The sequence below is a fragment of the Pandoraea fibrosis genome (assembly GCF_000807775.2).
GTDB classification, from domain to species: domain Bacteria; phylum Pseudomonadota; class Gammaproteobacteria; order Burkholderiales; family Burkholderiaceae; genus Pandoraea; species Pandoraea fibrosis.
In genome coordinates, this window is record NZ_CP047385.1 from 5,019,077 (window position 1) to 5,045,041 (window position 25,965).

Consider the following 25,965-nt stretch of genomic DNA (forward strand, 5'->3'; position numbering starts at 1 on the left):
TCATGAACGGCAAATCCGGCGTCATTCTGTTCGCTCACGGCTCGCGCGATCCGCGTTGGTCCGAGCCGTTCGAGCGGCTGCGCGACAAGCTGCAAGCGCAGCGTCCCGATGCCGACGTCCGGCTTGCCTTTCTTGAGCTGATGACGCCGAACCTCGACGACGCGGTGGCCGGCATGACCCGACAAGGCGTGACCGATATCACGCTGGTGCCTGTCTTTCTGGGGCAGGGAGGCCATGTGAGACGCGACCTTCCCGCCCTCGCCGACGCCTGCCGCGCCGCACACCCCGGCCTCTCGCTACGCGTGAGCGCAGCGATCGGGGAAGACGACGCCGTGCTCGACGCCCTCGTCGACTACTGCGGCAGGATGATGGATGGCCGCTGATCGCCATAAAGAAGGCGGGACTGCCCTTAAACGTAAAAACGGCGTCACAGATCACTGTGACGCCGTTTTTGCATGAAATCTCCGGACACGTAGTCCCGGACACCTCGCTCAGGCAGCCATCGCCGCCTGCGCCGCCCAATCATGCAGCGACGCGGCATCGGCATGCGCAAACGCCTCGCCGATCAACAGAACGCTCGGCTGCGACGCGTCGAACCATGAGGCAGCCAACCCTTGCCGGACATCGTCCAGCGTGAGACGCACGCGCCGCTCGCGAGCGGTCGTGGCCGCCTCCACGATGGCCACGGGCGTCGACGCCGGTTTGCCCGCCGCGATCAATTCCGTCGCAATGCGCTGGGCGCTGTCGCGTCCCATGTAATAGACAAGCGAATCGGCCGACGCTTGCGCAGCAATCTCCGCCGACTCGGGCGCACGGCTTTGCGTGGCAAAGGCCACACTGCGGGCCACGCCACGCAGCGTGAGCGAACGGCCAAGCGCCGCCGCACTGGCCAACGCGGCCGTGATACCGGGAACGACTTCTACGGCGATGCCCGCCGCCTCCAGCGCGCGCAGCTCTTCGTCTGCCCGGCCGAACAGCATCGGATCCCCGCCCTTCAGGCGCACCACCAGCGCATGCGTGCGGGCGTGATCGATCAATTGCTTATTGATGAAATGCTGCGCACTCGATTGCTTGCCGCAACGCTTGCCGACGGCAATCCGCTTGGCCTGCGCGCACAACGCGAGCATCTCCGGTTCGACCAGTGCGTCGTGAAGTACCACGTCGGCCTGCGCCAGCAGTCTTGCGCCACGCACGGTAATCAGATCGGCTGCGCCGGGGCCTGCCCCAACCAGATAGACCTTGCCCGGTGTCTGACCGGGTTGCGAAGAAGTCACCATCATGATGCCGCCAGGGTTCCAGGGGTGTGACGCGGGCGCCTTCGAGGGCGCCCTACGCCAGGCAATACCAAAAGAGAACGTGTGTCCACCGAGGCGGACGAAGCCCGCCAAATCGTTACGCCGCGAGCGCGCGAATCATCCCTGCGGCTACCGTGTGGTGCGTCGCTTCGTCGATCAGCACGAACGCGCCCGTCGCAGGATTCGCATCATACGTATCTGCCGCCAACGGCTTTTGCAGGCTCAACTGTACGCGGCCGATATCGTTCATGGCGAGCGTGGTCTTGTCCGTGCCGTGCAGGAGCGTACTCACGTCGAGCACCGTGTCCACGCTGCCGATCTTCACATAGACGGTGCTGGTCGCCTGCTTGAGCAGATACTTGCGCTGCGGGGCGAGCGCATCTTCGTCGAACCAGCAGACGTCTGCGGACAGTTTGCGCGACGGCGCAAGCGCCGACTCGGCGGTGACGAACGTATCGCCGCGCGACACATCCACGTCCTCCGTCAGACGGATCGTGACGCATTGACCGGCAAAGGCCTCATCCACCAGACCACGCGGACCGACGATTTCGGCAACGCTCGCCGAGCGGCCCGCCGGCAACACCCGCAGCGCTTGACCGACACGCACCGAGCCCGACTCCACGCGGCCCATGTAGCCACGGAAGTCGTCGGCGTGCGAGCCGTCCTGACGCGCCACCAGTTGCACCGGGAACCGCAACTCGCCGCCCTGCTGCGAGACCGGCAGCGATTCGAGCAGATCGAGCAGCGGTTCGTCCTGATACCAGGGCATGCGCTCGCTGGCGTACACAATGTTGTCGCCCTTGAGCGCCGACACCGGCACGAAGCGCACGTCTTCAATTCCCAGACGCTGTGCCAACGCCAGATAGGCGGCGCGAATCGCGTTGAACGTCGTTTCGCTGTAATCGACCAGATCCATCTTGTTGATGGCGACGATCACGTGCTGCAAGCCGAGCAGCTTGACGATGGCGCTGTGGCGCTTGGTCTGCGCGAGCAACTCGGTGCGGCCGTCGACTTCGGTGACGCGCGTGGCATCGACCAGCACGATCGCGGCGTGTGCCGTGGATGCGCCCGTGACCATGTTGCGGGTGTACTGCTCGTGGCCCGGCGTGTCGGCGATGATGAACTTGCGGCGCGCGGTCGTGAAATAGCGATAGGCGACGTCAATGGTGATGCCCTGCTCGCGCTCGGCTTCAAGGCCGTCGGTGAGCAGCGAGAAGTCGATGTCTTCGCCGGCGGTGCGTTTGTTCTTCGCGCGGGCGAGCGCGGAGAGCTGGTCGGTCAACACCGATTTGCTGTCGTACAGCAAGCGACCGATCAACGTGCTCTTGCCATCGTCGACACTGCCTGCGGTAATGAAACGCAGCACGCCGAGGTCTTCCTGATGCGGGGTGAGGCTCATGATCTCTTCAACTCGATTGCGTGGCCCCCGGTGCGGCGAATCTGCTCGCCCGGCGGGCCGGTGTCTCTGAACGTAAGGGAGGACAGCCGTCCGGCGCCTTAGAAATACCCTTGCTTCTTGCGCTGCTCCATCGCCGCCTCGGACGTCTGATCGTCCATGCGGGTGGCGCCGCGCTCCGTGATGTCGGTCACGGCCGTCTCGGCAATGATCTCCACCGGGCTCGCGGCGACGCTTGCCACCGGGCATGTGCAACTGATGTCGCCGACCGTGCGAAAGCGCACCGATGCCGTCTCGCTCGACTCGCCGTCCTGCTTGGGGGTGAGCGGCGTCACCGGTACGAGCAACCCGTTGCGGCGCACGATTTCGCGCTCGTGGGCGTAGTAGATCGACGGCAGATCGAGGTTCTCGCGTGCGATGTACTGCCACACGTCCAGTTCGGTCCAGTTCGAGATCGGGAACACGCGCAGGTGTTCGTCGCCGTGCAGACGCGCATTGAACAGGTGCCACAGTTCAGGGCGCTGCGCCTTCGGGTCCCACTGACCGAACTCGTCACGGAACGAGAAGATGCGCTCCTTGGCACGCGCCTTCTCCTCGTCGCGACGCGCACCGCCAATCATGGCGTCGAAGCCGTGCTCGGCAATCGTTTCGAGCAGCGTGACTGCCTGCGCGGCGTTGCGCGAATCGGTTTCGCGACGCAGACGGACCGTGCCGCGACGAATCGAGTCTTCCACATGCCCCACGACCAGTTCGGCGCCGAGCGCCTTGGCGTGACGGTCGCGGAACTCGATCACTTCGGGATAGTTGTGGCCGGTGTCGATGTGCACCAGCGGGAACGGCAGCACCGTCTTGCGGTTCGGCCCGAGGCCGAAGGCCTTGAGCGCGAGATGCAGCACCACAACCGAGTCCTTGCCGCCCGAGAACAGCAGCGCGGGCTTGCGGCACTCCGCCACGACCTCACGCAGGATGTACATCGATTCGGCTTCGAGCCAGTCCAGATGATCCATTCGCGAGCCATTGGCCTGCGCGACTTCGTGCATCGCACCCATAGTGTTCCCTTCCTTAACGATTCCGAGATTTCCGAGATTCGATTTGCCACGATGTACCGCCACTCAGGGGCGCCGCATCGCCATATGTCTTGTTTGGCTGATCCTCAGCCGCTTTGCCCGGTGCCTCAGTTCGACTGCACCGAGACGGGGATCTTGCTCAGGTTGCCGGCGTGCAGCCCGCATTCCTTGCTGTCGCGCGACTCCCACCACCAGCGTCCGGCCCGGCTGTCTTCGCCGGGGCGGATGGCGCGGGTACACGGCTCGCAGCCGATGCTCGGGTAACCGCGCGCGTGCAGCGGGTTCACCGGTACGTCGCGCGCCGTCAGGTAGGCCCAGACCTGCGCTTCCGTCCAGTCGAAGAGCGGGTTGTACTTGGCGATGCCGCGGGCGTCGTCCTGCTCGGCGAACGCCAGTTCACCGCGTGTCACCGACTGCTCGCGACGTTGGCCGGTGAGCCATGCGTCGGCGTCGGCGAGTGCGCGGCCAAGCGGCTCGACCTTGCGAATCTGGCAACATGCCTTGCGCAGATCCACGCTCTCGTAGAAGGCGTTCGCACCATGTTCGGTCACGTATTGCTCAACGGCGTCGGCCTGCGGAGCGTACTGCACAACGTCGTAGCCGTACCGGGATTTGATCCGATCGATCATGCCCAGCGTCTCGGCGTGCAGACGCCCGGTATTGAGCGTGAAGACCGTAATCGGCAGTTGCTGGCGCAGAATCACGTGCGTGATAAGCATGTCTTCGGCGGCCAGGCTGCTGGCAAATTTCACGTTGCGATGCGACCCCGCAATGCGTGCGAGGCGCTCGGCCAGCACGGCTTCCATCTCGTCGAGCAGCGCCATGTCCTGATGCTCGGCATCGGTCGCATTCGACGGCACGGCGGCCGGGGTGGGTTCCCAGCGGGATTCGTTTCGCATGTCGCGAACTCCTTATGATCTGTGGGGTGTCAGCCGACCAGCTTCACTGCTGCAAGCGTGAGCGTCGCCGCCAGCGCCCCGCGCACGATGCGCTCGGGCAGGTGACGGGTGAGCTTCGCGCCCAGCCAGATCCCGGGCAGCGAGCCGATCAACAGACTGCCGAGCAGTGCCCAGTGCACCGTATCGAGCCAGATATGACCCAGCGCGGCAATCGCGGTCAGCGGCACGGCATAAGCAATATCGGTACCGGCGACTTCGGCCGGTTCCAACTGCGGGTACAACATCAGGATCAGCGTTGCGCCAACCGCGCCGGCGCCAATCGAAGAAATCGTCACGAGCCCACCGATCAGCGCGCCGACCAACACGGTGGCGACAGCCTGGCTGCGGCCCGTCAACTGCCAGTTCGGGTGAGCGCGCAGCGTCGCCAGCAGCTTCGCGCGGAACAGCAGGGAGAGCACCGTGAGCAGGACCGAGGCGGCAATCGTCAGCTTGATGACATGCAACGCCGCGTCGTCGATGCCGCCCAGACGCTTCAGCAAGAGAATCGTCACCAGCGCCGCCGGCAGCGCGCCGAGCGTGAGGCGGCGCACGATGTGCCACTTCACGTGGCCGTGCGAGCGGTGCGCCACCGTGCCGAAGCTCTTGGTAATGGCCGCAAACGCCAGATCCGTCCCAACCGCGACCGGCGCGGCATAGCCAAGCAACAGCGTGAGCACCGGCGTCATCAGCGAGCCCCCGCCTACACCGGTCATGCCGACCAGCAGGCCGACGCCAAATCCGGAAAGGGGTTCGAGCCACAGCGACATGTATGACGTTCCTGTTGGGTGCTTAATGCCTGGCGGGAATAACGTTATCGAAACAGTGGCACCCACTGTAATGAAAACCCTATATACTTCAAACGAATTAAAAATTGTTTGTATATTTTCTAAAGTTATACAAATGAACCTGCACCAGTTCCGTTTTGTGCGCGAGGCCGTTCGTCAGAATTTCAACCTGACGGAGGCCGCCAAGGCGCTATTTACCTCCCAACCGGGGGTTTCCAAGGCCATCATCGAGCTTGAAGAAGAGCTTGGGGTCGACATCTTTGCCCGGCATGGCAAGCGCATCCGTAATCTGACGGAGCCCGGGCGCATCATCTTCGAGTCCGTCGAGCGGATCCTTCTAGAGGTGGAAAGCCTCAAGCGGATCGGCAAGGACTATGCCGCCCAGGATCAGGGCAGCCTGACGATTGCCACGACGCACACGCAGGCGCGCTATTCGCTGCCGCATGCGGTGGCCGAATTCAAGAAGCGCTTTCCGAAGGTGCGTCTGTCGATCCTGCAGGGCAGTCCGACCCAGATCGCCGAGATGGTTTTGCACGATCAGGCCGATCTGGCCATCGCGACCGAGGCGATCGCCGGCTACAAGGATCTGGTGTCGCTGCCTTGTTATCAGTGGCAGCACGTGGCGGTGGTGCCGCCGGATCATCCGTTGTTGCAATTGCCGTCCGTGGGCATCGAGGATCTGGCGAAATACCCGCTGATTACTTATGACCCGCAGTTCGCCGGACGCGCCAAGATCGATCAGGCGTTCGCGTTGCGCCATGTCCAGCCGGACATCGTGCTCGAAGCCATCGATGCAGACGTCATCAAGACGTATGTGGAGCTGGGGCTCGGGGTAGGGATTCTGGCGGGTGTGGCATTCGACCCGGAGCGCGATCGTAATCTCCGGGCCATCCACGTCGGGCACTTGTTCGGCACGAACGTGACACGCGTTGCGCTGAAGCAGGGTGCCTATCTGCGTGGATACGTCTTCACGATGGTCGAACTACTGTCGCCGATTCTGACGCGCAAGCTGGTCGAGCAGGCATTGCGCGGCGAACACGAAAGTTACGAACTTTGAAGTCGTGACGCGCCGGAAAGCGCCCGCCCAGGCTGGCGAACCCTTTCGGCGCGGCAAACACCATCGAATTCCGCAGCGAAATTGATGCGTGCCTCCTCTCTGAGTCCTCTCAAATAGTGTGTCACCGGCGCGCCCGCGCGTTTTGCGGGGCGTTTTGCCGGATGGCCACACATCGCCTCGTTGAATGCCTGCTGGACTTTCTCCACCTTCTTCAGTTTCTGCGGATGGTGAAGGTGCGTCGCCCTGAGGTCGTGAAGCGACGAACAAATGTAGGCGTATCGAAACTGCGTTTCCGGCGTGTTATCGGATGCCGAGAACGAACGCATATTCAGGTTCTTGATCGCTTTGAACAGGTGCCGGAATGAACCCATCGTGACACGGCCTTGATCGTTTCGAGCGCTCTGGCTGCAACGCGCCGCCACGGTCTCACTCAAACTCACGAGCTGGGATGAGACGGGGATTCGGGTAAAGAACGTCATACTGATTAGCTCCATCGAATTACCAGGGGGATGCGCCACCGCGAGACGCCGCCCCTCAGCACAGGTTCGCTGACGACGCGCGCCGCACGGCGACACGCAGGCAAAGACCCCGGCCTGTGCCGACGCGTTCCCGGCCCGACGTCGCCACGCCCGAATCGGGAAATCCCCTGCGCCCCCCGCCCTGCTGTACCGCCCGACGCGGTGAGTCCGGCACTATTTTTCTTCGGTGGTCGAACGTAACCTGTGCGGTATGCTTACGCGATTCGACCAAAAGGAGACCCCATGCGCTCACCTGTTCGCGGCATCCGTCTGTCGGGCGTGCTGCTTGCCATGACCCTGACCGGCGTTGTGACGGCGGCTCGCGCCGACATCACCGTCGGCATCGATCTGTCGTCGACCGGCCCCGCGGCCGCTATCGGCATTGCCAGCAAGAACGCCATGCAACTTTGGCCCGACCAGATCGGCGGACAGAAGGCGCATTACGTCTTTCTCGACGACGGCTCCGACCCCGGCACGGCCGTGAAGAACGCGCGCAAGCTCATCAGCGAAAACAAGGTCGACGTGATCGTCGGCCCGAACATCACGCCGAGCGCGCTGGCCATGCTCGATCCGATTTCCGAGGCAGAAACGCCGATGATCACGTTGATCGGCTCGGCCGTAGCCGTGGAACCGCAGGATGCCAAGCGTCGCTGGGCGTTCAAGATGGCGGCGAACGATTCGGCCATGGCCGACGTGATGACGCGCTACATGGCGAACCACGGCATCAAGACGGTAGGCTTTATCGGCTTCGCGGATGCCTACGGCGAGAGTTGGTGGAAAGAATTTTCGAAGTTTGCCGAACTGCGCAAATTGAAGATCGTGGCGCAAGAGCGTTTCAACCGGACGGACACGAGCGTGACCGGTCAGGTTTTGAAACTGATGGCGAGCAAGCCGGACGCCATTCTGGTGGCCGGATCGGGCACCCCGGCCGCGCTGCCGCAACGCACGCTGCAGGAGCGGGGCTACGCCGGGAAGATCTATCAGACACACGGTATCGCCACCTACGACTTCGTTCGCGTGGGCGGTAAGGACGTGGAAGGCACCCTGTTCCCGACGCAACCGGGGGTCGTGGCCAAGACGTTGCCGGCGGGGCATCCGGCGCGCACGGCGGCCCTGGCCTTCACCAAGAAGTACGAGACCAAGTACGGCGCCGACACCGTCACGCAGTTCGCTGCCGATGCCTATGGCGTGTGGGATTTGCTCAACGATGCCGTGCCGCGTGCTGCGAAGGTCGCGGCGCCGGGCACGCCGGCATTCCGCACGGCGCTTCGCGAAGCGCTCGAGTCCACGCACAATCTCGCGATCCCGAACGGCATCATGAATCTGAGCCCGCAGGATCACGTCGGGCTGGATCAACGCGCCGGCGTGATGGGTCAGATCAGGAATGGCAAGTTTGTTTACGTCTCGGACTGATCGCGGCATGACGACACACACCATAGCGTTTATCGGGCTGGGGGCCATGGGTGGCCAGATGGTTCGGCATCTGATGGCGGCGGGACACCGGTTGCACTTGTATGCGCGCCGGCCCGAGGCCGCCGCGCCTTTCATCGAGCAAGGCGCGAAGGGATTTGCCACGCCCGCAGAGGCGGCAGCGGAGGCGGATTTCGTCATCACCAACGTCACCACGACGCAGGACGTGGAAGACGTGTTGCTTGGCCCCGAGGGCGTCGTCCATCGGGCGCGGGCGGGCACGATCTGCATCGATCACAGCACCATTTCGGCGGAGGCGACGCGGCGCATGGCCGAACGTCTGGCGCGCCACGACATCGCGTTCGTGGATGCGCCCGTGTCTGGCGGTCCGTCACGCGCAGCGGATGCTTCGCTGTCGATCATGGTCGGGGCGTCGCCCGATGCCTTCGATAAAGTCAGGCCGCTGCTGTCGGTCCTGGGCACGACGATCACCCATGTGGGGGACGTTGGGGCTGGACAGGTGGCCAAAGCCTGCAACCAGATCGTTCAGGTGATCAACATTCAGGGCATCGCGGAGGCAATGCTGTTTGCCGCGCGCAACGGCGTGGATCAGGACAAGGTCATCGAAGCCATTTCCCAGGGTCTGGCGGGCAGTCGAATGCTCGACATGATGGGGCCCAAGATGGCGCATCGGGATTTTTCCGCGGGCATTGAAGCTCGCCTGCACGACAAGGATTTCTCGATGATTCTGGACGCGGTGGCTGACGCGGGGCTATCGCTGCCTGCGCTGACGCTGGTGAAGGGGCAGTTGTCCGCGTTGATGGAAAACGGCTGGGGCCGCGACGACACCTCGTCACTGCTGCGCGTTCTGGAAGGGCAGCAGAAACTTCACTGAATGACGACGAGACGGGCTTGTGGCCGACAGAAATTTCGGTCATAATCTCGCCTTCGTCCGGTGAGTCCTCCGAGATTTATCGCACGAATCACGCTGCGACACCGTTCGGTGAACGCACACCCGCCCAGGTGGTGAAATTGGTAGACGCAGGGGACTCAAAATCCCCCGCCGCAAGGCGTGCCGGTTCGATTCCGGCCCTGGGCACCACCGACATTCCAAGGCATTCGGCGATTCCGCCCCTTTCTGCCCTGCTCCGCAATTCGTATTTTGCTCCGCAAACCGGTTATTTAGTCGGTTTAACCTTGTCGCCTAGTCGGTCACGCACGTAGTGTTCCGTCATCGCTAGCGACCTGTGCCCTAACTGCTTTTGCGCTTTGCGAATGTCCCCGGTCGCCGCCTCGCCGAACCTGTGTACGCATGCCTAGCGGCAGATTTAAATTCTTCGCAGGTTAGCGAATAAACACTTTTCGGAGGTACTTCCATTCGTCGGGGATTCGACACTTCGGATATGTGACGAACAGCACGAAGCACTGTGGAGGGAAGACGACGAGGCCGAGGCAAAACCTCGTCGTCTTTTGCTGTCAGGTTGTCAGAGTGAGACATCCTCAGGCCACAGATAATAAGCGCCATGCCGGGACTTCGAGATAAACTCGATCCCCGCACTTGCCCCCTGAGGTGAGAGGACATGCTCGCCGTGTTGCAACTCGAGATACCCGGCAGCGACAGCACGTTCCAGAAGTTCGCTCGTGCGCAAGCCAAGACGTCTGCCAAGCTTTGAGGACGTAAGCTTTTCAATTGTTACGCTAACAGCGCGATCCTCTTTCACCACTGAATTCGTACAACTTCCGACGGGACGTTCCAACGAAATGCGGACTTCTTCGCTGATACGAATAATGCGTTGGGCTTCTTCGTAGACATCTCGGTACAACTCCGCATCTTCAGATCTTCGGACGAGCATCCCCATCTCATTGTTATTAACCTGACTAAACTCATAAAGATTCAGACTTGTAACAACGCACAGCTCCTCGTTCATATAACACTTGGCGTGCAAGTTCTTGCAGTAGCTGGTACGAACATAGGTCAGACCTCGGAGCCATTCGATTTCCTGAGGTTGCAACTCACTCTTTCCGTATATCAGCCTGACGTCAATTTTCAGACGATTCTTGTCCGATAGAAGCTCCTTGATACGGTCATTCAGCTTCAGGAATGGACTTATCAAAATGAGCCGATCAACCGCGCCCTTGATCAACTCCTCTAGAAAGTAGTTTGTCGCACTAGTATTTAAGAATTTCGCCACGTTGTGCCCTCCTTGCTGTGGGTAACCGGGGGGCTCTGAGGTAGAGAATACGCGTTAGGGCGGCGCGTAAAACCTTTGATGGCAGAGTTTGAACTTTTCCGTGATAGCAGCCAACACCAACGCCGGCTTCGTCCGAGCAAGCATTGCGCGGTAAGAGGAATGCGGTGATGACGGCCAACGGCGTGCGTCTCATCCGTTTTGTCTCTAATCGCTGTCTATCCGAATTTGATGTGCAAGCAACTGCCGAAAACGAACATACGAAATATTCGTCGGTAGCGGCTTCACGAAATGCGCCTTGGGGCCGGAGGTAGCGAATAACGGCCCACCGCATCGGACGGGCAGCAACAGCAGTTACCGGACTAATCGCGGTTTCTCCCCACGCTTCGACGCGTGAAGAATAACGTGAGGCCCCATCAACATATCTGTCGCTACCATCGCTTGTGCGAAGGTCTCGAAATAAATCGCGTGCTCGGGGTCAGACACATGCGCTCGCCTGATTTCTCCCGCTGCCTCGTCCCAGGCGTAGCCGAGGTACTTCTTGTACTCGTGAAACCAGACCACATGCCCTTCACGCGCCAGCGACTTAGGGAGGGCGAGCCCGTCATCGGCCCGACCGCCATTTCCTCCATCCTTTCCGTCGCTTTGGGTTGAATCATTCATCCAAGTCTCCTGAAATGTGAGTGGATTGAGCCGACCTAACGGCTAAATCCATCATCGCAGGAGTGCCGCCCCCTGAGTTTCAGTAACTTCCGAATGTCCCCGCTTATGCGTCGACACTCGAAACGTTTCGATGCACTGCGAAAACGTTCGCGACGTATAACGGGCGAAAAGATGACGGGCGGAAAGTTTGTCGACGGCGGCTTAACGAACCGCCCGGTGAACCAACGAACCTCAGGCACAAATAAAAACATCATTTGATGCTATAATCGTGCCACCCACATCAATGGAGCTGGCATATGCGCACTACTTTGGCACTGGACGACGAGCTTCTCGCGAAAGCGCAGGCATTCACGGGCTTGCAGGAGAAGTCAGCATTGATCCGTGAAGCTCTCAAGGCTTTGATCGAGCGCGAAAGCGCCCGCCGTTTGGCTCGTCTGGGCGGAACAGAGGCAGATCTCTCCGACATCCCGCGCCGCCAAACGGAGCCCGCATGATTCTGGTCGACACCTCGGTTTGGATTGACCATCTAAGGGCCGGTGACGCCACACTTGTCCAGTTGCTGGAGACTGGGCGAGTGTTGGCTCATCCCTACGTGATTGGCGAACTTGCGCTCGGTAGCCTGAAGAATCGAGATGTCGTCATTTCAACGCTACGCGATCTTCCACGCGTTGCCGTTGCAACGGATGACGAGGTCTTGCGTTTCATTGGGGAGCAAACGCTTTTCGGGTTGGGCATCGGCTACGTTGATGCCCATCTACTTGCGGCAACACGCCTCACGCCGGGGGCCGCCATTTGGACACGAGATAAGCGTCTAGCCGCGACGGCCGAGCGACTATCTCTCGCTGCAAAGATTCTTCACTAAGAGAAACCGGTGTTCGTTGAAACTCACGAACACCAGCCCTCACACGCTCCGCAACGCACGCTACCACCTCGGTAATCATGCAATTTTCCACGATTGCCGTTTTTGCTTTGCGGAGCGCGGCCGAACCCTAAGTATTTGATTTCATCGTCTACAACCGCCCCCTCAAAATCCCCCGCCGCAAGGCGTGCCGGTTCGATTCCGGCCCTGGGCACCACAAGACCTATATCCCGTAAGACTTTCCCTGTTGTTTGGCGTAATTTCGGCTGAGGCGAAGGAAGGCCCATACCGATTCTTCTATCTTGTTGCGTACAGTCCGTTACCGGGAAACGGTCCGCGAACGACCAGACACACGTCAGCGAACGATCACTCCCCCGCGCCAAGAAACGCGACGACCTCCTGAGCTGTGGCTCGGGCACTGCGCATGACGCCAATCAGCGTCGCCGAGGCATATCCCGTCCACTCTCCATAGCCGACGAGCCACAACCGGGGCTCCTCGATGGCGCGTGTCCCGGACACACGAATCCGTCCATCGTCATCCGCAATCGGCAACGCCTGCAAATGCGCCAGCGCCGGACGAAACCCCGTACACCAGATGACGAGATCGACCTGCGTATGCGTGCCGTCCGGCCACACCACGCCGTCCTCGACGAATCGCTCGAACGCCCGCACCGCGTGCAAATCGCCCCGGTCTCGCGCTGCGAGCACAGAGGGCACCATCACTATGCGTCCCAGCCCGTTATCCGGATAAGGATCAGGCAAGCCTCGCTGGACCGCTTGCCAACGTGCCGTGGCTCGCTCGAAAAGTACGCGACCGTCCACATCGTCCGGCAGGAAGGACGGCGGCGTGAGCGTGACCCATGTGGCCTCGCTCACGCGTGAAACCTCTGCGTAAATCTGCGCCCCCGAATTGCCGCCCCCCACCACCAACACGCGCAGCCCATGCAGATCGTTCGCGCCGCGGTAGTCCGCCGAATGCATCTGACGGCCACGAAACGAGGCCTGTCCCGCATAGGTCGGCACATACGGCGAACGCCACGATCCCGTGGCGCTGATCACAGTGCGCGCCAGCCACTCGCCGCTGTCGGTCTGCACACGCAGCCCGTCGCTTTGCGCAAGCACCGTCTTCACCTTCACGGGGCGTTCCACCGGCACCCCATAGCGCGCTTCGTATGCCCGCAAATACGCCACCACCTCGTCGCGCGACGGGTAATGCCGCTCGCCACCCGGCATCGGCCATCCCGGCAGCGAACTCCATTGCGCGGGAGAAAAGAGTTGCAGTGACGGCCATGCACACTGCCACGCCCCACCCGCCGACGTCTGATCGTCCAGCACGGCATACTCCACCTGCCAACGACGCAGGAAATACGCCGTGGCCAATGCCGATTGCCCACCGCCGATGATCAACGTGTCAACGCGTCGCGGCGAAGCCGTATCCCGCCGGCTCATGACCTCCCCTCCTCGTCTTCCCCATGCAGATTCGCGAGCGGCCCGACCTGCCGGAAATAGCGTCCCGGCGACTCGCCGAACGCGCGACGGAACATCGCGATGAAATTGCTCGGCGTGGAGTACCCAAGCGTATCGGCAATGGTGCCGACAGGCTCGCCGTTGGCCAGCCGCTCAAGCGCGCTCACCAGTCGTGCTTGCTGCCGCCACTGCGTGAACCCCATCCCGGTTTCTGCGACGAAGAGCCGTCGGGCGGTACGCGACGATACCCCCGCGCGTTGCGCCAGTGTTTCCAGCGACGCATGTCCGCCCAGATCGTCGAGCACCGCGCGGGCCACGCGCAACACTCGAGCATCGACGGGCATCGGCAGACCGAGCGGTTCTGCCGGCGCGCGTTGAATCTCGTCCACCAGCACTTGCGCAAGTCGCATCTCGTCGTCGGTGAGCACGTCGCGCGACGCCCACGACACGGCCCGCTTGACGAGCGCCGCCAGCAACTCCGAAACGCCCACCACGCACGGCGCCGACGGGAGCCCGGTCGCCGCATACGGTGCGACGAGCACGATCCATCCGCTAACCACACCGGTGAACGCCACGCGGTGCGTCACGCCTGACGGAATCCACCCTGCGCGGTACGGAGGCAGCACCCACGCGCCAAACGGCGTATGGACATGCACCAATCCCGAGTGGATGCAAAACAACTGGCCGCGCACATGCGCATGCCAGTTCAACTCGCGCGTGCCGACCCGGAAAAGGCTGCGCTCTCGATCGCGCCCGCCGAATGCCCATATCGGTGGCCCGTCGGGCCGGTCGTTCGGCTGATATTGGGCGAACGGCGAGTCGGAGAGCGATACCAGGCCGGTATCGGGCGCGGCATCCGGCGTATCAAGGCTCATCGTTTTGTCCGATCTGCATTGTTTTATGACCAAACGATGTTATCAGGTCAGCAATCAACCCGCAGACAATGAGCGAAGTGCCACTGCCGGCCGCCTCCGGGCGGCTCATTCAACATCATGTCTGCCTTGCATGTCACCATCATCGGCGCGGGTCTGGGCGGCCTGTGCCTTGCCCAAGGGCTGCGTCGCGCGGGAATTTCGTTCGACGTCTACGAACGCGACGACGCCCCCGCCGCCCGGTTTCAGGGCTATCGCCTGCGCATCGACGCCGACGGCCTCGACGCCCTCACCCAGTGCCTGCCCGGCGCCCAGGTCGAGCGGATACGCGAGCGCGCCGCCGTGACGCGCACCGGCGGGCGCTTCGTGACCCCGCAGCTCCACGACGCCGATGTCGTCCTGCCGCCAAGCTGGCACAACGCACACACGGATAACGAAATTGTCGTGCAGCGCCGCTGCGCACCGCGCTCCACAGCACGCCGAACGTCACCCGAGAGCATTCCCGGCGACCTCAGCCTGCACCGTCAGACGCTTCGCGAGATTCTGCTCGACGGCATTCTCGATCGCGTGCACTTCGGCAAATCCTTCTCGCGCACGACAACGACGGATGACGGCCGTCGCATCGCTCACTTCGACGACGGAACGTGCAGTGCGCCGGGACTCGTCGTGGCCGCCGACGGCAGTCACTCCCGCGTGCGCGAATACGTGCTGCCGGGCATGGCGCCTCGAGACACCGGCAATGTCTGCTGCTATGGCCTCACACCGCTGTCTACCGCGCTGCTCGTGCTCATGGACGCTCACGGCGAAGCCACGGTAATGGAAGGCAGCACCGTGGTGTTCGCCAACGGCTTCGCCGTCGTGATCGAAGCCATGCTGTTTCGCCGGCAGCCCGGCGGCAGCGCCCCGTCAACCCCCATCGCCGCGGACCGCATGCCGCTCTCCTCGGTCTCCGACTACCTTTACTGGGCATTCATCGGTCCGTCGAAAACGCTATTGGGCTCCCCTTGCGCGAACGCCGAATCCTCGGGCCCGGCACCCCTTGCCCGCATCGAGACGCTCACCGAAACCTGGCATCCCCACCTGCGCTCACTGTTCGCGCACGCGGTTCCTGACACCATCCGGACAATGCCGGTGCGCAGCACGACCAGCCCGCTGCCGTGGCAGGTCGACGGGGTCACCGGTCTGGGAGACGCCGTCCACACGATGAGCCCCGCAGGCGGACTCGGCGCCAACACGGCCTTGCGAGACGCCGCACAACTGACCGAGCATCTGCAAGCCGTGGCGAAGGGCCATCACACATTGCCCCAGGCCATCGCCGCTTACGAACGCGATATGTGCGAACGGGCTCGCGAGGCAGTGCGCCTCGCCGACGCAGGCGCCGCACTGCTCAACGCCCGTCGCCACCCACCGCAGGCCGCCGCAACACCTGCCGCCGACACCATCCAATGATGAGCCGACGTCGCTCTCGTGTTACTTTTACGGCAACGTTACTGCGCGCAAGGAGTGACCATGTACACCGTAATGGGCATCACGGGACGAGTTGGCGGCGTCATCGGGCACGACCTGCTCACTGCAGGTCTGCCCCTGCGGGCGGTCGTTCAGGACCCGGTCAAATCCAGCCGATGGGCAACGCTCGGCGGTGAAATCGCCGTCGCCGAAAATGGCGATGTCGGCGCGCTCACGAACGCCTTTCGCAATAGCGAAGCGGTGTTCGTGATGCTTCCGCCCAACGCCGACCCCGAACCGGACTTCTCGCATGCGCGGCATCTGATCGACGCCATTCGGCAAGCACTCGCCGCCACACGTCCGAAGCGGGTGGTGTGCCTTTCCAGCATCGGCGCCGATTGCGAATCTCCCAGCCTGCTTACTGCGCTGCACATGTTCGAGACGGCGATGGTGTCACTCTCGTTGCCGGTGACATTCCTGCGCCCTGCGTGGTTGATGGAGAACTTCGCGTGGGACATTGCCCCCGCACGCGAGCGCGGCGAACTGCCGAGCTATCTGCAACCGGTGGACCGGGCGATTCCGATGGTCTCGACGAGCGACGTCGGTCACTTTGCCGCGCGCGCCATGCAGACGGACTTCACCGACGAACGCATCTGGGAAATCGAAGGCCCGGATCGCTACTCGCCCGACGACATTGCGGCGGCACTCGCGCGTGCGCTGGTACGCGATGTCCGTGCCGAGGCCGTGCCGCGCGCTGGCTGGGATCCGCTGTTCCGGGCGCAGGGCATGCGCAATCCGTTGCCCCGCATTCAGATGCTCGATGGCTTCAACAATGATGGATTCCGGTTCCGCGATGGGGGCCAACATACGCTGCGCGGCGACGTCACCCTCGTGGAGGCGATTGCCGCGTTAGTGCGCGAAAGCTGACGCGCCCCGCTGACGTCGCGTCCCAAGACTCCCGCTTCCGCCCATTACGGGCGAGCGTCGCAAACCGGCGTTTGCGCGAGCAGGTCTCGCCAACGTTGTGCCCAGTCGCCATCGTGGGTCATGCCGTTCACAACGCGTGTCTTCACGCACGCCCCGCCCGCGGCCGATGCGAAGCGGCGTGCTACCTCTGGCGGCACGACCGTATCCTGTGCGCCGCTGAAATGCACTTGCGCAATGCCGGCCACCTGTCTTGCCACATCGATGGGATTACGCGACGCGGGCATTGGCGAGACCCGATGCACCTGATTGACGTACTCAACGTCGAGATTGCCTGCCACGGTACGCAGGGTAACGACATCATGCCGACGAGCCGCCACCAGCACCGCAATGGCACCGCCGCCTGAATAGCCGACAATCTCCACGGCCTGCCCCGGCACCCGCTTTGCCAACTGTCCGACGGCGGCGTCCATCGCATCGACGACTTCGGGCGCGAAACGCTTGCCCGTCCAGTAAGCGACCTGACAGCGGGGGTTGTCCTGCATCGGGGTGAACTGGCAGGGTCGCGCCAGATAGGCGACATTCGCCGACGGATCCACGGCGGCAAGCGCCAGCCCGGTCGCGGCAACCGGCGTCGGATCGAGCGATGGCTCCGTGCGCGAGATCCACGCGAGACCATCGCCTTCGATGTAGATGCGCAGCGGTGCATCGGGTCGGGTGATCCGCGAGAACGTGGTCAAGCGGAAGTCGCCCGCCGCCAGCACTTCGCGTCGCAGTCCGGCAGGTTGGGCGAGCGCATCGGCGTGCGCGTTGCGATCCAGGCTCGCGCAGCCGGACATCACCGAGACGACGCCCAGCAGGCTCACGCCCAGCCACCCGAGACCACGTCGATCAAACCACGCCTTGCGCCACGAATCAAGCCGTGCCATCACGCCGTTGCGCCACGAATTGCTTCAACGCTTGCGCCATGCGCTCGACGACCGGCGCCCATTGTGCGCGGGCCTGTTGACGGAACAAACGCATGCCGGGGTACCACGGCGTGTCGTCCCGGTCGAGCAACCAGCGCCAGTCGGGCACGAACGGCAGCAGCACCCACGCCGGACGTCCCATGCCCCCCGCCAGATGCACTGGCGAAGAGTCGACGGAAATCAGCAAATCGGTCAGATGCAAAATGGCTGCCGTGTCTTCGAAATCGCGAATCTCGTCGCTCAACGACACCATCGACATGCCCTCGGGTGGCGTATTCGCCTGCGATGCCGCGGGCCCCTTCTGAATCGACAGGAACGTTGCGCCGCTCGCGCCCAGCGGCCCAAGCTGGTCAAGGTGCATCGACCGGTTGCCGTCGTTCACATGTTCTGGCCTGCCGGCCCATACCAGCGCGACCCAGGGTTTGGGCAATGCCGCGAGACGCGCTTGCCAATGCGCGACGCGGGCGGGGTCGGCGCTGAGGTATGGCATCGGCCCCGGCAGGTCGCCGAGCTTGAGTCCCATCGCCATGGGCAGACTCATCAGCTCGCAGTGCTGATCGAATGTGACCGGCAGCGTGCCACGCGCAACGATATCGTCATCGCCCCACATGCGCTTCGCAATGGAAAACGTTTCCTGATTCACCTCGAAGATCACACGCGCCTGACTACGCTCTCTAGCCCAACGAGCCATGCGCATGAACTGGAACGTATCGCCGTATCCCTGCTCGTCATGAATCAAGAGCGTCTGGCCGGGAATGGGCCGACCGTCCCATCGCGGACGTTGCACCTTGCGCTCGATGGATTGGGTGTGCTCAAGACTGTAGCGATAGCGATACTCGCGCCACCCGCGCTCGAAGTCGCCGAGCAAGAGCAACGCTTCGGCAAGATCGAAGCGATTCGACAAATCGCCCGGCACCTGACGGGCGAGCATATCCAGCAGGTCCCTGCCTTCCTGTGCCTTTCCCTGAGCACGCACAACGTGTGCCAGCAGTCGCCACAAGGCCATGGGCGCCACGCCGGTTGCCACGACTTCGCGAAGCATCGCTTCCGCGCCCGCGTAGTCGTGTGCGTGTGCACGTGCCACGATGGCTTTGTGAATAGCGGCAAGATCCGGCGACACGGGAACGTCGTTTCGCTGAATCGGCGCGATGGCGACGGGCGCCGTACCCGTCGCCTCCCGCGCGGCAATATCCGCCTCGACATCCGCTAGCGCCGCCTGCGCATCGGCGCTCTCCGGCAGCAGGACCAACGCTTCACGGGCATTCGTCAGTGCTTCGTCCAGCCGCCCGACGAGCCGCAGAATCCGCGCACGCGTCACGAGGGTCGACGGGTGCTTCGGCGCGAACGCCGACATGACCTCGACGATCTGCAATGCCTCCGCCACCTTGCCGCGCGCGAGGTGGATGTCGGCGAGATTCCGGTAGGCATCAACAAACTGCGGGGCCAGCTCGATGGCTCGACACGCGAGCGTCTCCGCCTCGGCAAAGCGCTGTTGCGCGCTCAGTAGCGACGCCAGATTGCTATGCGTATCGGCGCGCTCCGGATCTCGCTCAAGGGCGGCGCGATAGTGTCTCTCGGCAGCCTCCAGACGTCCAAGCAGACGCGCCGTGTTACCCAGATTGTTCTGCGCATCGGCCGAGGCCGGCAGCAATTCGCTCACCCGGGTCAGACATGACAGGCTCTCGTCAAGCTGCCCTGTCTCCTGCAACACAATGCCCAGATTGTTCCATCCCGCAGCAAACGCCGGATCGATGGCGACGGCCCGTCGCGCCGCTGTCAGCGCCTCGTCGAGACGTCCCGCCTGCCGGCACATTTCGGCAAGATCGGACCAAGCGGACGCGGGAGCATTCGGTGCGCGGCACGTCACCCGAAGATGATCGATGGCCATGTCCCGCTTGCCGTAGGCATGCGCCATCAAGCCCAACAGATAGTGCGCATCGGGATGTTCGGGCGACACGTCGAGCACGCGCCGGCACAGCAGTTCCGCCTGTGGCGCTTGCCCTGCCTGCCAATGCGAATGCGCCAGCGCAATGGCTTGCGTGAAAGTCAGCGTGCCGGGGGGCGTCGAAGGGGAAGACATCGGAAGGGAATGGGGCGGTGGGAAAGTTCGTGACTGCGCGATACTTTCACGGCGGATGCAGCCATGTCAATGACTGCGTCCGCCGGCATTGTCCGAGCGCGTCGGACGATCAGAAGCGCTGTTGCACGCGCACGATCCCCGTGTGCGACACGAAGCCGGAGCCCGCCTGCAGGTCGTAGCGAATCGAAGCGCTCAGATTGTTCGCCTTCATCAGCGTGAGACCCAGCGACATCTCGGCCAGATCCGACACCGGCGTGGCGCCCACGGTCGTGAACCCCGTCTGTCCGATCGGATCGGCAGCGAAGCTCGCCCCCGTCGTCTGGCGCGTGCGGTTGTACTCGTGAACCCAACGCACGCTCAGCTCGGGTACCCATGTGCCCGTCGAGGTCTCGAACGGCAACGCGAACTTGGCCCCCAACGCGCTACGCACCGAACTGCTGCCCGCACTGCCCACCGACAATGCCGTGCCGTTACCGCCCGTTTCCGTATAGCTGTTCTGATTCAGATAGCTATACGTAATGCTTGCGAGTGGCGTGACGACGGCGCGACCAACCGCCAGAGGCCAGCCGAACTCGGCACTGGTCACGTACTGCTGACCGTTGAAGTTGCCGTTGGCCATGCCGTTGAAACCCTGCATCGTGACGAAGCGCTTCGAGTCGTAGCGTTGCAGCACCACCGAACCGGTCAGGTTCACATACCACGGCTCGCCCGTATAGGCCGCGTAACCGATCAAGCCGTACCCGTTCACGCTGGTCGAATTGCCTGACGTGCTGCCGTCATTATTGATGACGGTGCGCGAGAACTGGAACGCCCCCCCCGCCCGCACACGGTCGCCAAATGCCCGGTCGGCACCGACAAGCAGCCCTCCATAGTTCGCACTGTAGCCATCGACGCCGTCACGCGCAGACTGACTGGCGTGACCACCAAACGCCTGTCCCCAGACACCCCAGTTGGCTGCACTGTCGCCCGTCGCAACCCCGGTGCCGCCAGCTTGCGCAACGCGCAGACCATTGACGTGCGAGTTCACCACACCCAGCGAATCGAACGTGGCCGCCCCTGCGGCGCGCGCGTTCTGTGCGGGCGCCAGTTGCTTGCCAATGCGGTTGGCCGAGTCGGCCGACCGGTCGCTGAGTGCACCGAGCGTGGCGTTGAACAGGTTCAGCAACTGCGGATCGCTCACGCCGGTATAGCCCAGCAATCCGCGCAGCGAAGATGCCGCGTTGGGTGTCGATGCGATAGTGGCGTTGGTTCGCGGATCGAACGCAGGCAGACCACCGCCATTGTTGCCGTTGCCCGCCACCGGATCGCTGCCTGCGCCGCTGCCCCCCGTACCACCCGTGGTTTCACCGGTGTTAATGCCGCCATTGCCGCTGGGGTTGTTCGCCCCGGTGCCGTTGGCCAGCGTAACCACCAGATTCTTGTGCGTGCCACTCGCCACTTCGGCGCCGCTCGCGTCGAGCGTCTTGGATCCGTTCACTCGGTAGACGAGCGAGTTGGCGTTGTAGTTGGCGATACCTGCCGTATCGATCACCACAAAGCGCTGGCCGGCGGCAAAGCTGTAGCCGAGCGATTGCAGGCCGATGCTCGAGCCTGCGGCCAGGGTGGTGTTGCCGCTGACGACAAGGCGACCGTAGCCACTGTCTGTCGCCACATCGCCCGTCGTGACTGCATTGGCGGCGACACCGAACTGAACCGTTGCACCCGCCGCCTGCGCGTAATTGCCCGAGACCTGTACAGCCTTGTCGACCTGCAGCACCGAGGCATCGTTGTTGACTGTGCGCACGCCGGCCAGATCGAAGTTGTTGCCGACCACGAGGTTGCCGCCGTTAAAGCGAACATCGGCTTGGGTGCTGACGATCGTGCCGCTGTAGTTCGGACCGAAGCTGGTAATCGTGCCGAACGTGCCATCCGACGGGCCACTGATACGTAAATCGTTTGGCGAGCGGTTGATGATCCAGCCGGCAATCACGCCCGCATTGTTGATCTGACCGATGGACGAGGTGGTACTTTGATTCGAAATGGCCCCCCCCAGGCCAGTGATGACGCCACTGGCCTGGTTATTGATGGTCCCAATGCTCGCCTCGTTGTAGATCCCGTAGTAGCCGCCAGAGATCGTACCTGCGTTATTGATCGCGCCGATCGTTCCGGCGTAAGCAATACCATTGGCCGTCGTCCAGCCGTTGTTGATGCCCGACGAGTAAGTCGCGTCGGTGCCTGTGAACCGGCCATTGGCAAGATTGTCGACGCTCGAAATCGTACCGCCATAGTTCGACAGCCCGGCGAACGTTCCGACCACACGGCCGCTGTTAGTCAAATTGCCCAGCGTCGAGCGCGGCGAAATGTTGCCCGACGGGACGAGCATCACGCCCGTGTAACCCGAGATCAGCCCACTGTTGTTGATCGAACCGACCTGCCCCGTGCTCCATATCCCCACCGCTGTCGACTGCGCCGAGGTGGCCGAGATCGTGCCCGTGTTGACTGCCGTGGTCAGCACCCCGGTATTGGCTACGCCAAACCGATCGCCCGTGATCTGAGCGTTGTTTTCGAGCCGCGTCAGCACATTCACCGTGTTCACGCCGGCCATGTTGTCCGAGAGCAGCGTTCCCTGATTAACGAGCGTGCCAACTACACCGCCGTTGTAAATCGCCGAGTCGGTCGCGCCGGTCGCGTGCATCTGACCGTTGTTTTGGATGCGTCCGATGCCGCCGCCGTTGCCCCCGACGGACAGGGCAGACGTGCCGGTCAACGTACCGTTGTTCGTCAGCGTACCGAGCGAACCGTTGATCGAGCCGAACGTCGTTCCCGAGATAGTGAGGTTCGTGCCATCGAACGCCCAGTCGGGCGAGGCGTTGACAGGACTGCCGGGCACGAGCGCCGTAGTCCCGCCAATTGTGCCTAGGAACTGCGGCGCGAAGATCGTCACCACCAGATCCAGGTTATTGCCGTTACCGACCTTGGCGCCGCTGGCGGACAACGCAGGATTGCCATTTACGACATAGCGCAGCGAGCCTTCGTTGTAGATTGCCGAGCCCACGGTGTCGATCACCACGTAGCGCTGCCCCGCCGCAAAGTTATAGCCCAGCGATTGCAGCGCGATGGTCGAGCCCGCCGCGATGTAGCTGTTACCCGCGACAAGCAGGCGACCGTAGCCGGCATCGGTAGCGACGTTTCCCGTAGCGATCGCACCGCTGGCCACACCGATTTGCAACGTAGCGGCGGCACCTTGCGAGTAATTGCCCGCGACGCGCAGCGCATTATTGATCTGCAATACCGACGAATCGTTATAGGCCGTGCGGGTATTGGCCAGATCGAAGTGATCGTCGAGCAGCAGATTGCCGCCATTGAAGTGCACGTCGGCTTGCGTACTCACGATGGTGCTGGAGTAGTTAGGTCCGTAGCCGGTGAGCGTGCCGAAGGTGCCGTCCGTAGCGCCGCTGATGTTCAGATTATTCGGCGAGCGGTTGATGATCCAGCCGGCAATCGTGCCCGCATTCACGATTTGCCCGATAGACGACGTGATCGCCTGATTCGAGATTGCACCGCCCAGCCCTGTAATCAGTCCGCCGCCAAGGTTGTTGATCGTGCCGATACCGGCTTCGTTGTAGATACCGTAGTACCCACCTGAGATCACCCCTGCGTTCCTGATAACGCCGATGGTTCCCTGATAGGGAGTACCGCTGATAGTCGAGTTGAAGTTCGTGATGGCGGAAGTTGCCACAGATGTCTTGTCGCCGGTCGCGAGAATCTGGCCAATCGCCTGATTGTCGATCGTCCCGATGCTGGAACCAACGTTCGATACGCCTCGCTCTCCCCCCGATATCGTGCCCCTGTTCGTCAAGACGTCCATTTGCGGGTTCGCCGCGCCTGTCTTGACAGACCCCACACCATAGTAAACGCCGGTGATCAGCCCCGTATTGGTCAACTGGCCGAATTGCGCCACATTGAGCGCACCGTAACCCGATGGCGCACGAATCGCCCCTGCGTTCAGGGCTGAGCTCAGCGTGCCGCTGTTGTACAGCCCTTGCGACGCCCCCGTAATGTCGCCGTAATTCTCGAAGCGGGTCATCGATCCGCCGTTGCTGATACCACTGTAGGCCACCGTCGTCACCCAACCACGGTTGACCAGCGTGCCAACAGTGCCACCATTGAACAGAGCCGAGCTGTTCGCCCCGGAGGCAGCGATCAAACCGTTGTTCTCGATCACCCCGATGTTGGCAGCCGTCGAGGCCGACAGCGCGTAAGCGCCGCTCAGCGTGCCCGTATTGACGATGGATCCGAGGCTACCTGTAATCGTTGCGAACGTCGTACCTGTGATCGAGAGATCGGCGTTGGTGTAACTCCAGTCAGACGAAGATGTGTCCTGTACCCCCTCGGAAAGCATCGTCGTGCCACCTATCGTCGCGACAGGCAAAGGCACTGCGTACGCCGTTGCGGCATTGAGCGACATCACGGCAATCGCCGTCATTGCGGCATTACGCGCGCAACGGCGATCGACCGAGCGCGACTTCGCGCCGCGACCACTCGCCACCTCCGACGCCACCTGATACATGCCAAGACTGGCGCTCCACACCACTCGATAGACGTGATTCATTCAATTCCCCTGATGAGTATTCTGTTTCTAATTCGACGGTTTCTGAATTCGGTGCGACCCCGCTCGAACGCCCGTGATGCCAACGCAAAGACTCCGCCGCGCGGGCAAAGTCCGTTGATGAGGCGCATATGAAGCGGGAGGTGGCGCAGACGCTAGTGCGTCATGACGCGAGATATTGCGATGCGGGGGACAAGTAAGACAGGGACGGTCGGAAAGGCGTCGCTTTGCTGTGCAGCAAAGGAAGTTTGCGTTCGCACAAACGCGCGAGACGTCTGAAAAGCAATACGAAGCATCTGGACAACCCCGTTTTATTGACTCACGCCGTCGATCAGCGCTGTGTACTTGTTATATGCGGTAACTATTTTTAATTCCGCGAATACTTTCACAAGCTTTCCCGACTGTCAATCGGGAATCGAGGATTCCGAAATAATCATTGATTTTATTGATAATTTTCTGATCATCACATACAACACGTCGCCTAGAAAATTCCACAAAATATGTAATATCGAGATAACGAACAGGGCGATCCAGGAAAATTTGTTCGCCCCGTTTTATCTCTCTCTACGCCAGGGCATTCAAGGCAACGCTCAGCTTACATATTGCTTACATTCACTCCAGGGCAACCCGATTTTCATAAAACGATACCGCCAAGTGAAGCGATGTCTCCCTGGGCGCATGCAAACCCCGTCAGCGAGGTTTCCAGGGTTCCGATACACTCGGCTTCGTTCACCGCAGCCACTCTCGGATCATTTTCGGAAAGGAATTTACGTATGAGCACGAACATCGAAACCATTGCCGTCAATCGCAACGACGGCACCGCGGCAACGCTGGGCGATTACGCCGGCAAAGTACGTCTGGTCGTCAACGTTGCGTCGAAGTGTGGCCTTACGCCGCAGTACGAAGGACTGGAGCGTCTGTACGAAGACAAGCGCGCCGCCGGTCTCGAAGTGCTGGCCTTCCCCGCCAACAACTTCAAGGGTCAGGAACCCGGCACCGATGCCGAAATCCTCGACTTCTGCACCACGCAGTACAACGTCACGTTCCCGCTGTTCGCGAAGCTCTCCGCGCTGGGCGAGGACCGCCACCCGCTCTACACGGCGCTTGTCGAAGCGCAGCCTGCGGCGATCGGCGAAGGCCCGTTCCGTGAGCGTCTGAAAGGATTTGGGGTCGAGCGGGAGAACCCCGCCGACGTGCTGTGGAACTTCGAGAAGTTCCTGATCGGTCGCAACGGACAAGTCGTGGCCCGCTTCTCGCCGGATGTGAAGGCCGACGATCCGCGTCTCGTTGCCGCCATCGACGCAGAACTGGCCAAGTAAGTCGCTTCAAAGGGGACTCATCATCCCCTGTGTCGCAGCGCCGGCAAGACGGTCGCCGGCGCGCAACGTGCCCCTCGGGCAACCCCTCACGTCTGGGCAAGTCGCTGCCCGGGCCTCATGGGGC

At 62.3% G+C, this 25,965-nt stretch carries 22 protein-coding genes, 1 tRNA gene and 1 pseudogene; 10 read left to right on the forward strand and 14 right to left on the reverse strand.

The window, feature by feature from the left end:
• Window positions 1-2 precede the first annotated feature (2 nt).
• Window positions 3-383, forward strand: coding sequence for a sirohydrochlorin chelatase (locus PI93_RS22100; protein ID WP_039375271.1), 381 nt, complete (start codon window positions 3-5; stop codon window positions 381-383).
• A 108-nt stretch (window positions 384-491) separates the two neighbouring features.
• Here PI93_RS22100 and cobA read toward each other — a convergent pair whose 3' ends face one another.
• The 5 genes from cobA to PI93_RS22125 all read right to left on the reverse strand — a co-directional run bounded on the left by cobA (window position 492) and on the right by PI93_RS22125 (window position 5,463).
• Window positions 492-1,277: a uroporphyrinogen-III C-methyltransferase gene (gene cobA / locus PI93_RS22105; protein WP_052240644.1), complete on the reverse strand. Its 786-nt coding sequence runs from the start codon at window positions 1,275-1,277 to the stop codon at window positions 492-494.
• Window positions 1,278-1,392: 115 nt separating this feature from the next.
• Window positions 1,393-2,694 carry a sulfate adenylyltransferase subunit 1 gene (locus PI93_RS22110; protein WP_039370036.1) on the reverse strand — a complete coding sequence of 434 codons (1,302 nt, stop codon included), beginning with the start codon at window positions 2,692-2,694 and terminating at the stop codon, window positions 1,393-1,395.
• A gap of 98 nt (window positions 2,695-2,792) precedes the next feature.
• A complete protein-coding gene (gene cysD, locus PI93_RS22115) occupies window positions 2,793-3,740 on the reverse strand; it encodes a sulfate adenylyltransferase subunit CysD (protein ID WP_039370039.1) in 948 nt (315 codons plus the stop codon).
• A 125-nt stretch (window positions 3,741-3,865) separates the two neighbouring features.
• The gene (locus PI93_RS22120; protein WP_052240645.1) at window positions 3,866-4,582 is read right to left on the reverse strand and encodes a phosphoadenylyl-sulfate reductase; all 717 of its coding nucleotides are present in this window, start codon (window positions 4,580-4,582) and stop codon (window positions 3,866-3,868) included.
• Window positions 4,583-4,686: 104 nt separating this feature from the next.
• On the reverse strand, window positions 4,687-5,463 hold the full coding sequence (locus PI93_RS22125; protein WP_039370042.1) for a sulfite exporter TauE/SafE family protein: 777 nt from the start codon (window positions 5,461-5,463) through the stop codon (window positions 4,687-4,689).
• A gap of 133 nt (window positions 5,464-5,596) precedes the next feature.
• Between PI93_RS22125 and PI93_RS22130 the strand changes: the two genes are divergently transcribed.
• Window positions 5,597-6,538: a CysB family HTH-type transcriptional regulator gene (locus PI93_RS22130; protein ID WP_039370044.1), complete on the forward strand. Its 942-nt coding sequence runs from the start codon at window positions 5,597-5,599 to the stop codon at window positions 6,536-6,538.
• Here PI93_RS22130 and PI93_RS22135 read toward each other — a convergent pair.
• The gene (locus PI93_RS22135; RefSeq protein ID WP_144400392.1) at window positions 6,526-7,017 is read right to left on the reverse strand and encodes a hypothetical protein; all 492 of its coding nucleotides are present in this window, start codon (window positions 7,015-7,017) and stop codon (window positions 6,526-6,528) included. The genes PI93_RS22130 and PI93_RS22135 overlap by 13 nt on opposite strands.
• Window positions 7,018-7,347: 330 nt before the next feature.
• Between PI93_RS22135 and PI93_RS22140 the strand changes: the two genes are divergently transcribed.
• The 3 genes from PI93_RS22140 (at window position 7,348) to PI93_RS22150 (ending at window position 9,568) form a co-directional block, all read left to right on the forward strand.
• Window positions 7,348-8,469, forward strand: coding sequence for an ABC transporter substrate-binding protein (locus tag PI93_RS22140; protein ID WP_052240646.1), 1,122 nt, complete (start codon window positions 7,348-7,350; stop codon window positions 8,467-8,469).
• 7 nt (window positions 8,470-8,476) lie between these two features.
• Window positions 8,477-9,361 (forward strand): NAD(P)-dependent oxidoreductase, encoded by an 885-nt coding sequence (locus PI93_RS22145; RefSeq protein ID WP_039370050.1) that lies wholly within the window; start codon window positions 8,477-8,479, stop codon window positions 9,359-9,361.
• Window positions 9,362-9,483: 122 nt separating this feature from the next.
• Window positions 9,484-9,568 (forward strand) — tRNA-Leu (locus PI93_RS22150).
• 382 nt (window positions 9,569-9,950) lie between these two features.
• Here PI93_RS22150 and PI93_RS22155 read toward each other — a convergent pair.
• Window positions 9,951-10,658, reverse strand: coding sequence for a phospholipase D family protein (locus PI93_RS22155; protein WP_039370052.1), 708 nt, complete (start codon window positions 10,656-10,658; stop codon window positions 9,951-9,953).
• A 351-nt stretch (window positions 10,659-11,009) separates the two neighbouring features.
• On the reverse strand, window positions 11,010-11,318 hold the full coding sequence (locus PI93_RS22160; protein ID WP_039370056.1) for a hypothetical protein: 309 nt from the start codon (window positions 11,316-11,318) through the stop codon (window positions 11,010-11,012).
• 296 nt (window positions 11,319-11,614) lie between these two features.
• Between PI93_RS22160 and PI93_RS22165 the strand changes: the two genes are divergently transcribed.
• Together PI93_RS22165 and PI93_RS22170 are read left to right on the forward strand one after the other, a co-directional pair.
• Complete coding sequence (locus tag PI93_RS22165; RefSeq protein WP_010804388.1) at window positions 11,615-11,812, forward strand: type II toxin-antitoxin system VapB family antitoxin; 198 nt, start codon at window positions 11,615-11,617, stop codon at window positions 11,810-11,812.
• Window positions 11,809-12,180, forward strand: a complete 372-nt coding sequence (locus PI93_RS22170) for a type II toxin-antitoxin system VapC family toxin (RefSeq protein ID WP_039370059.1) — start codon at window positions 11,809-11,811, stop codon at window positions 12,178-12,180. The genes PI93_RS22165 and PI93_RS22170 overlap by 4 nt, the downstream gene beginning before the upstream one ends.
• Before the next feature lie 363 nt (window positions 12,181-12,543).
• On the opposite strand, the gene PI93_RS22175 is transcribed toward PI93_RS22170, so the two are convergent.
• Window positions 12,544-13,626 carry an ArsO family NAD(P)H-dependent flavin-containing monooxygenase gene (locus PI93_RS22175; protein ID WP_039370062.1) on the reverse strand — a complete coding sequence of 361 codons (1,083 nt, stop codon included), beginning with the start codon at window positions 13,624-13,626 and terminating at the stop codon, window positions 12,544-12,546.
• On the reverse strand, window positions 13,623-14,519 hold the full coding sequence (locus PI93_RS22180; protein ID WP_080759167.1) for an AraC family transcriptional regulator: 897 nt from the start codon (window positions 14,517-14,519) through the stop codon (window positions 13,623-13,625). Before PI93_RS22180 ends, PI93_RS22175 begins: the two co-directional genes overlap by 4 nt.
• A 117-nt stretch (window positions 14,520-14,636) precedes the next feature.
• Between PI93_RS22180 and PI93_RS22185 the strand changes: the two genes are divergently transcribed.
• The gene (locus tag PI93_RS22185; RefSeq protein ID WP_052240634.1) at window positions 14,637-15,965 is read left to right on the forward strand and encodes an FAD-dependent oxidoreductase; all 1,329 of its coding nucleotides are present in this window, start codon (window positions 14,637-14,639) and stop codon (window positions 15,963-15,965) included.
• A 60-nt stretch (window positions 15,966-16,025) separates the two neighbouring features.
• A complete protein-coding gene (locus tag PI93_RS22190; protein ID WP_039370065.1) occupies window positions 16,026-16,889 on the forward strand; it encodes an NmrA family NAD(P)-binding protein in 864 nt (287 codons plus the stop codon).
• A gap of 44 nt (window positions 16,890-16,933) precedes the next feature.
• On the opposite strand, the gene PI93_RS22195 is transcribed toward PI93_RS22190, so the two are convergent.
• From PI93_RS22195 to PI93_RS22205, 4 genes and pseudogenes are all read right to left on the reverse strand, one after another.
• Window positions 16,934-17,815, reverse strand: coding sequence for an alpha/beta hydrolase (locus PI93_RS22195; protein ID WP_052240635.1), 882 nt, complete (start codon window positions 17,813-17,815; stop codon window positions 16,934-16,936).
• On the reverse strand, window positions 17,802-18,953 hold the full coding sequence (locus PI93_RS25125) for a glycosyl transferase family 8 (protein WP_052240648.1): 1,152 nt from the start codon (window positions 18,951-18,953) through the stop codon (window positions 17,802-17,804). The genes PI93_RS22195 and PI93_RS25125 overlap by 14 nt, the downstream gene beginning before the upstream one ends.
• 315 nt (window positions 18,954-19,268) lie before the next feature.
• A pseudogene (locus PI93_RS25130) lies at window positions 19,269-19,934 on the reverse strand (tetratricopeptide repeat protein); the annotation flags it as partial.
• 109 nt (window positions 19,935-20,043) lie between these two features.
• A complete protein-coding gene (locus PI93_RS22205; RefSeq protein ID WP_052240636.1) occupies window positions 20,044-24,525 on the reverse strand; it encodes an autotransporter domain-containing protein in 4,482 nt (1,493 codons plus the stop codon).
• Window positions 24,526-25,295: 770 nt separating this feature from the next.
• Here PI93_RS22205 and PI93_RS22210 point away from each other — a divergent pair.
• Window positions 25,296-25,841 carry a glutathione peroxidase gene (locus PI93_RS22210; protein ID WP_039370068.1) on the forward strand — a complete coding sequence of 182 codons (546 nt, stop codon included), beginning with the start codon at window positions 25,296-25,298 and terminating at the stop codon, window positions 25,839-25,841.
• Window positions 25,842-25,965: the final 124 nt, after the last annotated feature.